Source organism: Silanimonas lenta DSM 16282, assembly GCF_000429065.1.
Taxonomy (GTDB): Bacteria; Pseudomonadota; Gammaproteobacteria; order Xanthomonadales; family Xanthomonadaceae; genus Silanimonas; species Silanimonas lenta.
Map to the genome: position 1 here is coordinate 91,882 of NZ_AUBD01000011.1, position 12,662 is coordinate 104,543.

General features: G+C 69.5%; 15 protein-coding genes. 10 read left to right on the forward strand and 5 right to left on the reverse strand.

All coding sequences use genetic code 11. The features are described 5' to 3' along the window. Nucleotides 1–15: 15 nt before the first annotated feature. The 3 genes from trmY to groES all read right to left on the reverse strand — a co-directional run bounded on the left by trmY (nt 16) and on the right by groES (nt 2,704). Entirely contained in the window at nt 16–609 is a 594-nt protein-coding gene (trmY, locus tag G408_RS0107190; RefSeq protein ID WP_028770542.1) for a tRNA (pseudouridine(54)-N(1))-methyltransferase TrmY, read from the reverse strand. A gap of 72 nt (nt 610–681) precedes the next feature. Continuing rightward, nucleotides 682–2,316, reverse strand: a complete 1,635-nt coding sequence (gene groL, locus G408_RS0107195) for a chaperonin GroEL (RefSeq protein ID WP_028770543.1) — start codon at nt 2,314–2,316, stop codon at nt 682–684. 100 nt (nt 2,317–2,416) lie between these two features. Then, on the reverse strand, nt 2,417–2,704 hold the full coding sequence (gene groES, locus G408_RS0107200; protein WP_028770544.1) for a co-chaperone GroES: 288 nt from the start codon (nt 2,702–2,704) through the stop codon (nt 2,417–2,419). Nucleotides 2,705–2,928: 224 nt separating this feature from the next. Between groES and cutA the strand changes: the two genes are divergently transcribed. The 3 genes from cutA to G408_RS15075 all read left to right on the forward strand — a co-directional run bounded on the left by cutA (nt 2,929) and on the right by G408_RS15075 (nt 6,208). After that, the gene (cutA, locus tag G408_RS0107205; protein WP_051282734.1) at nt 2,929–3,282 is read left to right on the forward strand and encodes a divalent-cation tolerance protein CutA; all 354 of its coding nucleotides are present in this window, start codon (nt 2,929–2,931) and stop codon (nt 3,280–3,282) included. 105 nt (nt 3,283–3,387) lie between these two features. Continuing rightward, the gene (locus G408_RS0107210; protein WP_028770546.1) at nt 3,388–5,616 is read left to right on the forward strand and encodes a protein-disulfide reductase DsbD family protein; all 2,229 of its coding nucleotides are present in this window, start codon (nt 3,388–3,390) and stop codon (nt 5,614–5,616) included. 10 nt (nt 5,617–5,626) lie between these two features. Next, a complete protein-coding gene (locus G408_RS15075) occupies nt 5,627–6,208 on the forward strand; it encodes a TlpA family protein disulfide reductase (RefSeq protein WP_084628121.1) in 582 nt (193 codons plus the stop codon). A gap of 141 nt (nt 6,209–6,349) precedes the next feature. Here the strand turns inward: G408_RS15075 and G408_RS15295 are convergent, their stop codons facing one another. Beyond that, the gene (locus G408_RS15295) at nt 6,350–6,577 is read right to left on the reverse strand and encodes a hypothetical protein (RefSeq protein ID WP_156890086.1); all 228 of its coding nucleotides are present in this window, start codon (nt 6,575–6,577) and stop codon (nt 6,350–6,352) included. Further along, the gene (locus G408_RS15300) at nt 6,574–7,347 is read right to left on the reverse strand and encodes a hypothetical protein (RefSeq protein WP_156890087.1); all 774 of its coding nucleotides are present in this window, start codon (nt 7,345–7,347) and stop codon (nt 6,574–6,576) included. The genes G408_RS15295 and G408_RS15300 overlap by 4 nt, the downstream gene beginning before the upstream one ends. A gap of 385 nt (nt 7,348–7,732) precedes the next feature. Between G408_RS15300 and aroQ the strand changes: the two genes are divergently transcribed. The 7 genes from aroQ (at nt 7,733) to G408_RS0107250 (ending at nt 12,495) form a co-directional block, all read left to right on the forward strand. Beyond that, nucleotides 7,733–8,197 (forward strand): type II 3-dehydroquinate dehydratase, encoded by a 465-nt coding sequence (gene aroQ / locus G408_RS0107220; protein WP_028770547.1) that lies wholly within the window; start codon nt 7,733–7,735, stop codon nt 8,195–8,197. A 69-nt stretch (nt 8,198–8,266) separates the two neighbouring features. Then, nucleotides 8,267–8,755, forward strand: a complete 489-nt coding sequence (gene accB / locus G408_RS0107225; RefSeq protein ID WP_028770548.1) for an acetyl-CoA carboxylase biotin carboxyl carrier protein — start codon at nt 8,267–8,269, stop codon at nt 8,753–8,755. A 10-nt stretch (nt 8,756–8,765) separates the two neighbouring features. After that, nucleotides 8,766–10,133 carry an acetyl-CoA carboxylase biotin carboxylase subunit gene (accC, locus tag G408_RS0107230; protein WP_028770549.1) on the forward strand — a complete coding sequence of 456 codons (1,368 nt, stop codon included), beginning with the start codon at nt 8,766–8,768 and terminating at the stop codon, nt 10,131–10,133. 9 nt (nt 10,134–10,142) lie between these two features. Next, nucleotides 10,143–10,634, forward strand: a complete 492-nt coding sequence (locus G408_RS0107235; protein ID WP_028770550.1) for an acyl-CoA thioesterase — start codon at nt 10,143–10,145, stop codon at nt 10,632–10,634. A 31-nt stretch (nt 10,635–10,665) separates the two neighbouring features. Next, the gene (gene prmA / locus G408_RS0107240) at nt 10,666–11,574 is read left to right on the forward strand and encodes a 50S ribosomal protein L11 methyltransferase (protein WP_028770551.1); all 909 of its coding nucleotides are present in this window, start codon (nt 10,666–10,668) and stop codon (nt 11,572–11,574) included. Nucleotides 11,575–11,593: 19 nt separating this feature from the next. After that, on the forward strand, nt 11,594–12,118 hold the full coding sequence (locus G408_RS0107245) for a DUF3426 domain-containing protein (RefSeq protein ID WP_156890088.1): 525 nt from the start codon (nt 11,594–11,596) through the stop codon (nt 12,116–12,118). Nucleotides 12,119–12,234: 116 nt separating this feature from the next. Then, nucleotides 12,235–12,495, forward strand: a complete 261-nt coding sequence (locus tag G408_RS0107250) for a helix-turn-helix domain-containing protein (protein ID WP_028770553.1) — start codon at nt 12,235–12,237, stop codon at nt 12,493–12,495. The last annotated feature ends 167 nt before the right edge of the window (nt 12,496–12,662 follow it).

Here is a 12,662-nt window from a genome sequence, read left to right on the forward strand (position 1 = left end):
CGCCGCCGGCCCGGCCTAGCGCTGGTCGAGGAGGTGGTGGATCAGCACCACGCACTGCGAGGCGAACAGCATCCGCGGCCCCAGCGACAGCCGGGTGGCGCCGAGGCGCTCCAGACTGCCGAGGGTTTTCTTCGGCATCGGGATGTGGTCGGTGAGCAGGAAACAGGGGGCTTCACCGAAGGCCTGTTCGCCGGCCGGCACGCCCTTGCGGTCGAGCAAGAACAGCTGGTGATCGGCCGAGAGCTGCTGCACCAGGCGCTCGAAACTCACCGTGCGCACCGTGACGCCGGGCTCCACCGGCCGTTCCTCCTCCTTGCCCATGCCGCGCGAGGCATCCAGGGCCTTGGCCACCCTGGCGAGCAGGGTGCGCTCGTCGAAACCGCCGAGCCCGCGCATTTCCCGCGGTTCGAAGCGGACCGTGCGCGAGTAGTCCGGAGTGCTCTCGAGCACCAAGTAGACGGTCACGTCCTCGCGGTGCGACTGGGCGACGAAGATCGCATTCATCAGCACATGGGCGAGGATCTCGGGATGCGCCTCGCCGCCGATGCCGGCGAGCAGCTTCTGGCCATCGGTGGGCGCGGCGCGGGCGCGGAGAACGAAGGTTCGCATCGGGATCCGGAAAAAGAGAGGGCCCGCTTTCGCGGGCCCCCGATTGTCGCACTGGATGCGATGCGGCGCGGATCAGAAGTCCATGTCGCCCATGCCGCCCATGCCCGGGGCAGCCGGCTTCTCGTCCTTCTTCGGCGCCTCGGCCACCATGGCCTCGGTGGTGATCATGAGACCGGCGATCGAGGCGGCGTTCTGCAGCGCAGTGCGGGTGACCTTGGTCGGGTCGAGGATGCCGAACTGCACCATGTCGCCGAACTCGCCCGAGGCGGCGTTGTAGCCGAAGTTGCCCGAACCCTCGAGCACCTTGTTGAGGATCACCGAGGGCTCGTCGCCGGCGTTGGTCACGATCTCGCGCAGCGGGGCCTCCATCGCGCGCAGGGCGATGGCGATGCCGTGGTTCTGGTCCTCGTTGGCACCCTTGAGGTCCTTGATGGCAGCCTTGGCGCGCAGCAGGGCCACGCCACCGCCCGGCACGATGCCTTCCTCGACGGCCGCACGGGTCGCGTGCAGGGCGTCTTCGACGCGGGCCTTCTTCTCCTTCATCTCGACTTCCGTCGCAGCGCCAACCTTGATGACGGCCACGCCGCCGGCCAGCTTGGCCACACGCTCCTGCAGCTTCTCGCGGTCGTAGTCCGAGGTAGTTTCCTCGATCTGCGCCTTGATCTGCTTGATGCGCGACTGGATGGCCTCGGCATTGCCAGCGCCGTCGATGATGGTGGTGTTCTCCTTCGAGACCTGCACCTTCTTGGCGCGGCCGAGGTCCTTGATGGTGGCCTTGTCGAGCTGCAGGCCGACCTCCTCCGAGATCACCGTGCCGCCGGTCAGGATGGCCATGTCCTCCAGCATCGCCTTGCGGCGGTCACCGAAGCCCGGGGCCTTGACGGCGCACACCTTCACGATGCCGCGGATGGTGTTGACGACGAGGGTGGCGAGCGCCTCGCCCTCGACCTCCTCGGCCACGATCAGCAGCGGCTTGCCGGCCTTGGCCACGCCTTCCAGTACCGGCAGCAGGTCGCGCACGTTCGAGATCTTCTTGTCGTGCAGCAGGATGAAGGGGTCATCCAGCTCGCACTGCATGCTCTGCTGGTTGTTGATGAAGTACGGCGAGAGGTAGCCGCGGTCGAACTGCATGCCCTCGACCACGTCCAGCTCGTTCTCCAGGCCCGAGCCCTCCTCGACGGTGATCACGCCTTCCTTGCCGACCTTGTCCATCGCCTTGGCGATCAGCTCGCCGATGTTGTGATCGGAGTTGGCCGAGATCGAACCGACCTGGGCGATCTCCTTCGAGGTCGAGCACGGCTTGCTGATCTTCTTCAGCTCGTCGACCGCGGCATTCACCGCCTTGTCGATGCCGCGCTTCAGGTCCATCGGGTTCATGCCGGCGGCAACCGCCTTCATGCCCTCGCGGATCAGGGCCTGGGCCAGCACGGTGGCGGTGGTGGTGCCGTCACCGGCCACGTCCGAGGTCTTGGACGCGACTTCCTTGACCATCTGGGCGCCCATGTTCTCGAACTTGTCGGAAAGCTCGATCTCCTTGGCGACGGACACGCCGTCCTTGGTGATGGTCGGGGCGCCGAAGCTCTTCTCCAGCACCACGTTGCGGCCCTTCGGGCCGAGGGTCGCCTTGACGGCATTGGCGAGGATGTTCACGCCGCGGACCATGCGGACGCGGGCGTCTTCACCGAAACGGATGTCTTTTGCAGCCATGTTCTGTACTCCGGAAAACGGGGGAGGAATCAAAGCGGGCGGGGGCGGGCGGTGGTTTCAGCAGCCGGGCGGTGATCCCGCCGGCGCGCCGCCACGCGGCTCAGCCCAGGATGGCGAAGATGTCGTCCTCGCGGACCACCAGGTACTCGGTGCCGTCGAGCTTCACCTCGGTGCCGGCGTACTTGCCGAACAGCACCTTGTCGCCGACCTTCACGGCAGGCGCACGAACCGTGCCGTTGTCCAGCGCCTTGCCGGGACCCACGGCCACGACCTCGCCCTTGATCGGCTTCTCGGTGGCCGAGTCGGGGATGACGATGCCACCCGCGGAGACCTTCTCTTCTTCCATGCGCTTGATGACCACGCGGTCGAACAGCGGCTTGATGCTCATGAGGGGAACCTCTTTGCCTTGTTGATCAATGGGTTGCAGTGGTCCGGGCCAGATTTGCTAGCACTCGGCCCGAGTGAGTGCCAATTCTAGCGCGCGCCGAGGACACCGGGGGCCTCAGGATCGCGGGGCAGCAGATGGGGCCGGCCCGGCAGGTTTCAAGGGGTGGCTTGCGGCCCTACCCCGCCCGGCCCACCCTTGGCGCCCCCCCCTCCCGGAGCCCTGCCATGGCCGCCCGCCCCGAGACCGAGGCCCTGATCGTGTTCTGCGCCGTGCCGCCCGCCGAGGCCGACCGCCTCGCCCGCTGGCTGGTGGAGGAACGCCTGGCGGCCTGCGTGCAGGCCCTGCCCGGCATCCGCAGCACCTACCGCTGGGAGGGCGAGGTGCAGCAGGCCACGGAAACCCTGCTGCTGATCAAGACCACGGCCGGGCGCTATGCCGCGCTGGAGCGCGGGCTCAGTGCACGCCACCCCTACGAGGTGCCGGAACTCCTCGCCGTGGACGCCAGCGCCGGCCTGCCGGCCTACCTGCGCTGGCTGGCCGGGGAGACGGCCGCCGGCGAGCCGGGCGACGCGGACTGAACGCCCCGAGTCCGGGGCCCCGGGTCCTTCGCACCTCGCGCCGACACCGGCTTGGCGATAATCGGGCCTTCGGCGCCTTGCGGCGCCCTCCGGATACGCCACCCCATGCCCCGCCTCCTGCGGCCCGTCCGCCGCCTGCTGCTCCTGCTCGCCACCCTCCTCGCTCCGGCCCTGTCCGCCCCGCTGGCCGCGGCCGGACAGGATGCGCTGCTGCCGGTGGACGAGGCCTTCGCGCTTTCCGCCAAGGCCAGTGGCCGCGATGCCATCGAGGTGCGCTTCGCGATTGCCGAGGGCTACTACCTGTACCGCCACCGCACCGCGGTCGAGGTGCTGGACGGCGGCTTTTCGGCGGCGAACCTCGCCCTGCCCGCCGGTGAACGCCACACCGACGAATTCTTCGGCGAGGTCGAGACCTACCGCGGGTCGCTGCTCGCCACGCTGACCGGCGCCGCGGCCGACGACGCCACCCGGGTGCGCCTGCGGGTGAAGTACCAGGGCTGCGCCGATATCGGCATCTGCTACCCGCCGCAAGTGCGCGAACTGGACCTGGCCCTGCCCGCGCCGGCCGGGCCGTCCCCGGTGGTCGCCTTGCTCGGGGCCTCCCCGCGCAGCGCCCTGCTCGGCGGAGACACGACGGCCACCGGTCCCGGCCTGCCGCTGCCGGAGACCGAGGCCTACCGCGTCGAGGTGGCCACCGACGGCCCCAACCGCCTCGTGCTGCGCTTCACCATCGCCCCGGGCTACTACCTCTACCGCGACAAGACCACCTTCGCCGCGCGGAGCGACAAGGGCGCCGTGGTCCGCCCCGGCGAGTGGCCGCCCGCGCGCACGATCCGCGACGAGTACTTCGGCGAGCAGGCGGTCTATTTCGACGAGTTGCTGCTGCCACTGGAGGTGGTCCGCGCGCAGGCGGGCCCCGACACCCTCCGCCTCGAGCTGGGCTTCATGGGCTGCCAGGAGAACGGCGTCTGCTACCCGCCGCTCAGCCGCCGTTTTGAGATCGCGCTGGCCGATGCGCCGGCGAGCGCAAGCACGGCGACGCCGGAGGCGGGCGCGGCGAACGGCGGGGCGGGCGGCGGCATCGGCCTGTTCGCGGCGCTGGGCTTCGCCCTGCTCGGCGGCCTGATCCTCAACCTCATGCCCTGCGTGCTGCCGATCCTCTCGCTCAAGGCGCTGGGCCTCGCAGGCAGCGGCGAGAGCCCGGCCAGGGCCCGCGCCCATGCGCTCTGGTACAGCGCCGGCGTGGTGCTGAGCTTCGCCGCGCTCGGCGCACTGGCGCTCGGTCTGCGCGCCGCCGGGCTGGCCCTGGGCTGGGGCTTCCAGCTGCAGCAGCCGCTGGTGGTGGGCGCGCTATCGCTGCTGATGTTCGCCATCGGCCTGTCGCTCTCCGGCGTGTTCACCCTCGGCGGCGGGCTGGCCGGGCTCGGCCAATCGCTGGCCGCGCGCTCCGGCCCGGCCGGCGATTTCTTCACCGGCATGCTGGCGGTGGTGGTGGCCGCCCCCTGCACGGCGCCCTTCATGGGCGCGGCCCTGGCCTATGCCTTCGCCGCACCGGCCGGCGTGGCGCTGGGGGTCTTCGTGGCGCTGGGCCTGGGCCTTGCCCTGCCCTTCCTCGCCATCGGCTTCCTGCCCGGCCTGGCCGCCCGCCTGCCGAAACCCGGGGCGTGGATGGACCGGCTCAAGCAGTTCCTCGCCTTCCCCATGTACCTCACCGCCGTGTGGCTGGCCTGGGTGCTGGCCAAGCAGCGCGGAGCCGATGCCGTGGGCTGGCTGCTGGTCGGCGCGGTGCTGCTGGCCCTCGGCCTCTGGGCCTGGGAGGCCGCGCGCTACCGCAGCGCCACCCTGCGCGCCCTGGCGCTGGCCGTCGCCGCGGCCGGCGTGGCGGTGCTCTGGCCGGTGCAGCAGTTGCCGGCTGCGCGCGCCTCCGCGGCCGCGGGAGGTGGTGCGATCGCCGCATCGCAGCCCGCGGCGGACGGCAGCCTTCCGTACTCTGCGGAAGCGCTGGCTTCGCTGCGCGCGGAAGGCCGGGTGGTGTTCGTCAACATGACGGCCGACTGGTGCGTCACCTGCAAGGCCAATGAGCGCGCCGTGCTCGCCACCAACGCTTTCCGCCACGCCCTGGAGCGCGCCGGCGCGGTCTACCTCAAGGGCGACTGGACCGACGTCGATCCCGCCATCACCGCCTACCTTGCCGAGCATGGCGCGGTGGGTGTGCCCTTCTACGCCGTCTACCCGGCCGACGGCGGGGCACCCGAGGTACTGCCGACCCTGCTGACCTCCGGCCTCGTCGAAGCAGCCCTCACCCGCGCCACCGCCCGCGGCGGCACGCCTTGAGGAGCGCCGCATGAAGCCCTGGCTGCAGTGGACCCTGATCGCCGGCTTCGCCCTTGGCAGCGCCGCGCTCGGCCTGTGGCTGCGCGGCGAGTTCGACGCCGCGCGGCGTGCCGCCGTGCCCGAGGGCCTCAGCGTGGTGGCGCTGGGGGAGCCGGCCGGACCGCTCGTCGGCACCACGCTCGAGGGCGTGAACCAGCCCCTGCCCGGCGAGGGCCGCTGGCGGCTGATCAACTTCTGGGCCAGCTGGTGCCCGCCCTGCATCAAGGAACTGCCGGCCCTCGACGCCTTCCACCGGGCACAGGGCGAGGGCGGGGTGCAGGTGATCGGCGTGGCCCTCGAGCCCCCCGAGGACGCCCGCGCCTTCCTCGAACGCCAACCGGTGGGCTTCCCGGTCTTCGTGGAACCCAACTCCCCGCGCGACAGCTCGGTGCGCCTCGGCAACACCCGAGGCCTTCTGCCCTACACCGTGCTCATCGACCCCGAAGGCCGGCTGGTGGCCACGCATTCCCGGCCCTTCGACGAGGCCAAGGACGTGGCGGACTGGGTGGAAGAGCGAGTTGCGAAGGGAAGGACGGCGCTATCGAACAAATAACGCCATCGCGCCCCTTGCCGACGGAAGGGCCTGTCTCAGCCGCGAGCTCACATGCGGGGCGCTGGCGGATTTTTCATGCCTTCCTTGGCGGATGAGGATGTCCACAAGCAAATAAGCCCCATGGAGACGAGCCGACTCGACTCATCCTGCCGAGAAAATGAGCACGAAACTCAAAGCCACAAGAAAAAAGCCCACACCGATGACAAGGGACAGCCTTTTCTTCCGTAATGCGGGATCGCTCTCTACCCAGGCGATCAAAGGCGGCCTCAGAAATACCCAATAAAGCACCAGAAACGAGAAACTCGCGATCGCAGTAACCAGTGGCCCCCAAGGACCGAAGGTATCGACGAACCAAAAGCCTGTTTTCACGGCCATCCTCCAGGGCCCGGATAAGAGCCGGCGCAAGCAGCCGTGACGCTAGCCTGCTGACTCATGGCAAGAATGAGCGCGACCGCCGATGCCGCACAGCCTATGGCACCCGCAGGCGTCCATAAAAAAACACAGGTAGTCGCAAAAGCCGCGGTTGCCGTCGCGGAAGCGGCAACGTGGGAATGGACCGAAGCACATTGCCGCTGACGCCACTGCTCCCACTGTGATCGGTCCTGCTCAAGATGCCACTGGTCGAAGAGAGATCTCATGTCGCTGGGCGAGAGAACCGGTCGCGGATCGCTGGTGCGCGCCCACCACTCATCAAACCTGTCAGACGAACTCACGCCATCGATGCTGAAACCCGTCACCTGAATGCGCTCCAGTAGGACAGGGGGCCGGCATGATGCCGGGTTTTCAGCACAGGGAGATTCCTCCTCGTCCTCACCGCTCTTCGGGAAATACCGGCCGCCAAAAGCGAACATTGACTCCTTGAGCGGATAGCCCCATCGCGGGACAACGACGGGTGAAGCCGAGGCGTAAGGCGGGGCACTCGTTCCGGCCTCGAAGGAAAACCCGGGATTGTCGGCAGCACGCGACGCGAGATGGATGAACTGCTCTCGCGCAGCGGCAGGCAATTGATCACGATGAACTCGGATATCGGCCCCGCTGGCGGGGCGGAGCACCACCTCACCCGTGGCGAAATCCAGGGAAATGAGGGTCCCATCCTCCAGCACCAACACCCCGACGCCTGTAGCACCACGCAATTCCATGTGGGCGACCTTGGCCCCCTTGGGAAGCGATGGGCCCGGCGATGCGCAGGGGTCGCCAACGATCGGGTCTGGGATTGGCGGGCACGCGTGCAAAACGCCAGAAACGGCGCACAGGGCGGCTAGAACCGCGCCAGAGGGGTGGCATAACGTGCGCGCGGGGGGGGGGCATGACGATCACCTTGCGCAGGGGATTGCGCCACCCTCGCACGCGGGCACACGAGCGTCAAGCCGCCCTTCACGCCTCCCGCTAGTCAAGCCCGTGTCCAGCACTTCGCGAAACTCCAGATCGACAAACAGCCGTCATCTCCGGGGAAATCGCATCGAAACTCTAGACAGGCGGCTCTAACCGGGGCAGGCTGTGCGCCTTCGACGGCCCCTGCCCGCCATGGCCTCCATCCTCGTCCTGCACGGCCCCAACCTCAACCTGCTCGGCAGCCGCGAGCCGGAGGTCTACGGCCGCGACACGCTGGAGGCCATCAACACCCGGCTGGCGCTGCGGGCCAGCGCCGCGGGGCATGAGCTCAGCGCCTTCCAGAGCAATGCCGAGCACGCTCTCGTGGAACGGGTGCAGGCCACCCGGCTGGACGGCACCGCCATCGTGCTGGTGAACCCGGCAGCCTTCACCCACACCTCGGTGGCCCTGCGCGATGCCTTCGCCGCGGTGAAGACCCCTTTCATCGAAGTGCACCTCTCCAACCCCCACGCCCGCGAGCCCTTCCGCCACCACAGCTATCTTTCGGACCTGGCTCTCGGCGTGGTCTGCGGCTTCGGCGCCCAGAGCTACCTGCTGGCCCTCGAGGCCGCAATCCTCCGGCTGGACGCCCCACGCCACGACGTCTCGGCGCGCTGAAGCGCCCACGCGTTCCCCGCTGCCCGCCTTTCCCCTTTCCCTTCACCTTCACCGCACGCGAGACCGCCCATGGACCTCCGCAAAATCAAGGCGCTGATCGACCTGCTCGAGAAGTCCAACCTCACCGAGATCGAGATCAAGGAGGGCGAGGAGTCCGTCCGCCTGTCGCGGGCCAGCCGCGCCGCGCCGGCCGCGCCGCCGGCCCCCGCCGCCGCGCTGGAGCACATCGCCATGGCCCCCGCCGCCCCCGCCCCTGCGGCGAAGGCGCCGGCCGCCGAGCACCACAGCGAATCGCATGGCAAGGCCGGCAAGGACATTCCCGACGGCCACACCATCCGCTCGCCGATGGTTGGCACCTTCTACGCCAGCCCCAACCCCGATGCACCGCCCTTCGTGAAGGTGGGCCAGACAGTGAAGGCCGGCGACACCCTAGGCATCATCGAGGCGATGAAGATGTTCAACCCGATCGAGGCCGATGTCTCCGGCACCGTGCGCGCCATCCTGGTGCAGAGCGGCCAGCCGATCGAGTTCGACGAACCCATGTTCGTGATCGGCTGAGCGGGCGGCCATGCTGAAGAAAGTCGTCATCGCCAACCGCGGCGAGATCGCGCTGCGCATCCTGCGGGCCTGCCATGCGCTGGGCATCCAGACCGTGGCCGTGCACAGCACCGTCGACCGCAACCTCAAGCACGTGGCCATGGCCGACGAGTCGGTGTGCATCGGCCCGGCGCCCTCGGCCGAGAGCTACCTCAACATCCCGGCCATCATCGCCGCGGCGGAAGTGACCGACGCCGACGCCATCCACCCGGGCTACGGCTTCCTCTCCGAGAACGCCACCTTCGCCGAGCGGGTCGAGGCCTCGGGCTTCGTCTTCATCGGCCCCACGGCGGATGTCATCCGCATGATGGGCGACAAGGTGGAGGCGATCCGGGCGATGAAGGAGGCCGGCGTACCCTGCGTGCCCGGCTCCGACGGTCCACTGCCCGACGACGAGGCCGAATGCCTGCGCCTCGGCCGCGAGATCGGCTACCCCGTCATCATCAAGGCCGCGGGCGGCGGCGGCGGCCGCGGCATGCGGGTCGTCCGTGAGGAGAGCGCGCTCATCGCCTCCATCGCCACCACCCGTGCCGAGGCCAAGGCGGCCTTCGGCAACGACATGGTCTACATGGAGAAGTTCCTCGAGAATCCGCGCCATGTGGAGATCCAGGTGCTGGCCGACGGCCAGGGCAACGCGATCCATCTCGGCGAGCGCGACTGCTCGATGCAGCGCCGCCACCAGAAGGTGGTCGAGGAAGCGCCGGCGCCGGGCATCACCGAGGCGCAGCGTGCCGAGATCGGCCGCGTCTGCGTGGAGGCCTGTCTGCGCATCGGCTACCGAGGCGCTGGCACCTTCGAGTTCCTGTACGAGAACGGCCGCTTCTACTTCATCGAGATGAACACCCGCATCCAGGTGGAGCATCCGGTCACCGAACTGGTCACCGGCATCGACCTGGTGCGCGAGCAGCTCCTGATCGCCGGCGGCGAGAAGCTCTCGATCCGGCAGGAAGACGTGGTGCTGCGCGGCCACGCCATCGAGTGCCGCATCAATGCAGAGGACCCCGAGACCTTCGCGCCCTGCCCCGGCCTGATCAAGCATTTCCACGCCGCCGGCGGCCCCGGCGTGCGCGTGGACTCGCACATCTACGAGGGCTACAAGGTGCCGCCGAACTACGACTCGATGATCGGCAAGCTGATCGTGCATGGCGCGACGCGCGCGCAGGCGATCGCGCGCATGCGCGTGGCGCTGGCCGAGATGATCGTCGACGGCATCAAGACCAATATCCCGCTGCAGCAGCGCATCATGGCCGACATCGGCTTCCAGCAGGGCGGCACCAACATCCACTACCTCGAGAAGCGGCTGGCCGAACGCAAGGAGAAGAGCTTCGGCCTCGGCTGAAGCCCCGCCATGGGCAGTCCCGGCCCCGCCACCGCCGAGTTCACCATGACCGTGCTGATGACGCCGGACAAGGTGAACTTCAGCGGCAAGGTACACGGCGGGGCGCTGCTCAAGCTGCTCGACGAGGTGGCCTACGCCTGCGCCTCGCGCTATGCGGGTCGCTACTGCGTGACGCTCTCGGTGGACCAGGTGACCTTCCGTGAACCGATCCTGGTCGGCGAGCTGGTGCACTTCATGGCCCGGGTGAACTACACCGGCACGAGCTCGATGGAGATCGGCATCAAGGTGGTGGCCGAGAACATCCGCGAACGCTCGGTGCGCCACGTCAACAGCTGCTTTTTCACCATGGTGGCCATGGGCGACGACGGCCGCCCCACGCCGGTACCGCCCCTGGTGCCCGAGACCGAGGACGAACGGCGCCGCTACCGCAAGGGCGAGCAGCGCCGGGCTCTGCGGGCGGAGATGGCCCAGCGCCTGGACGAGATCCGCTCGGGTGGCTGAGCGGCCAGGCGTGCCGCCCTACAATCCCCCCATGCCCCAGCTCGAACTTTCCCTGCGCTGCCGCGCCACCGACGAGCCCTGGCTCGAGCGCGCCCTGCACGACCTCGGCGCCATGAGCGTCACCCTGCTCGACCCGTGCGCCGATACCCCGGAGGAGCAGTCCATCCTCGAACCCGGGGTCGGTGAAATGCCGCTCTGGCCCGACTGCCTGGTGGTGGCCCTGTTCGAAACCGGGGTTCCGCGCGAGGCCCTGCTGGCGGCGCTGGAGTCGATCGATCCGCGGGTCGATCTCGCCTCGGCCTCCTTCCGCGTGGTGGACGACGCCGACTGGGTGCGTGCCTGGATGGACCAGTTCCAGCCCATGCGCTTCGGCCGCCGCACCTGGATCGTGCCCTCGGACCATGCCCTGCCCGCCGAGGCCGACAGCTCCGAGGCCGCCGTGGTGCGCCTCGACCCCGGCCTCGCCTTCGGCTCCGGCACCCATGCCACCACCGCGCTCTGCCTAGAATGGCTCGACGGCCTCGATCTTGCCGGCGCCACCGTGCTCGATTTCGGCTGCGGCAGCGGCATCCTCGCCCTCGCGGCGCTGAAGCTGGGCGCGGCGCGCGCCGTGGGGGTCGACAACGACCCGCAGGCCATCCTCGCCAGCCGCGAGAACGCGCTGCGCAACGGCCTGGGCGGGCGGCTCTCGGTGTACCTGCCGCCGGAAGAGCCGCAGGCGGTCTATCCGGTGGTGGTGGCCAACATCCTCGCTGTGGCCCTCGATGCGCTGGCCGAGACCCTCGCCGCGCGCGTTGCTCCGGGCGGACGGATCGCGCTGTCCGGGATCCTCGCAGGCCAGGAGGACGCACTGCTGCAGCGCTATGCCGCCTGGTTCGATGCGCTCCACGTCGAGCAGCGCGGCGACTGGGTGCGCATCGACGGCCACCGCCGCGGCTGAAGGGCTACACTGCCGCGCCATGTCGCGCTCCCTGCCCCGATTCGTCCGCCCGCCGCCGCGGATCGCCCCGCTCTCGGCCAGGGGCCGCTGGGGCGTGGCCCTGGGCCTGGTGGCCGGCAGCCTGCTGCTCGTGCTGCAGGTACTGCTGGCCGACCGCGCGCGGCTCGCCGCCGATGCCCGCACCCGGCCATTCATGGAACGGGCCTGCGCCCTGCTCGGCTGCACGCTGCCGCCCTGGCGCGAACCCCGCGCCTTCACCGTGCTGAGCCGCGAGATCCAGCCGCACCCCAGCCACCCGCAGGCCCTGCTTGTCACCGCCAGCTTCCGCAACGATGCCCGCTGGCCGCAGCCCTGGCCACTGCTGGAACTCGCCCTCACCGACCTCGACGGCAGCCGCATCGGCCTGCGCCGCTTCCGCCCCGAGGAATACCTCGGCGGCGCGCCCGCGCGCGAAGGACTCGCGCCCGGCCAGTCGGCCACCATCGCGCTGGAGATCCTCGATCCTGGCAACCGCGCCGTGGCCTTCGAGTTCGATTTCCACTGAGACCCGGCACCGCGCTCACGCTTCCCGAAGGTCGAGGTCGCGCCGCGGGGGGATTTGCGGCAGACTCCCCTCCCCCGCCACCAATGGAGGGCGGCGGGCCAGCTCCTGGGGATGCCGTGAACGCTCTTCCTTCCCGTGCCGAATCTGCCACACCCGCGCTGCGCGAAGCCGCGGCCCGCGCCACGCGCCGCTATCTCAGCGACCGCGGCGACTGCGAGGCCGATTCGCTCTATGCGCTGATGCTGGCGGAGATGGAGATGGGCCTGCTGGCCGAGGTGCTGAAGCACTGCGAGGGCAACCAGAGCCGCGCCGCGGCGGTGCTGGGCATCAACCGCGCGACCCTGCGCAAGAAGCTGGAAGCGCACGGGCTGCTCTGAAGGCCTGCGCCCGAGGCGTCGGAACGCGCCTGCCGCAGGCGATTCAATCTCGGGGGCGCCTGCCTCTTGCTGCCCTTCTCTGGGGCGCCTGCCTCGTGCGGAGGGCGGTTATCGCAGGCGAGCCTGCCTGCCGCGTGCGGCATTTCGCTCTTCCCTCGGTCGGGGCA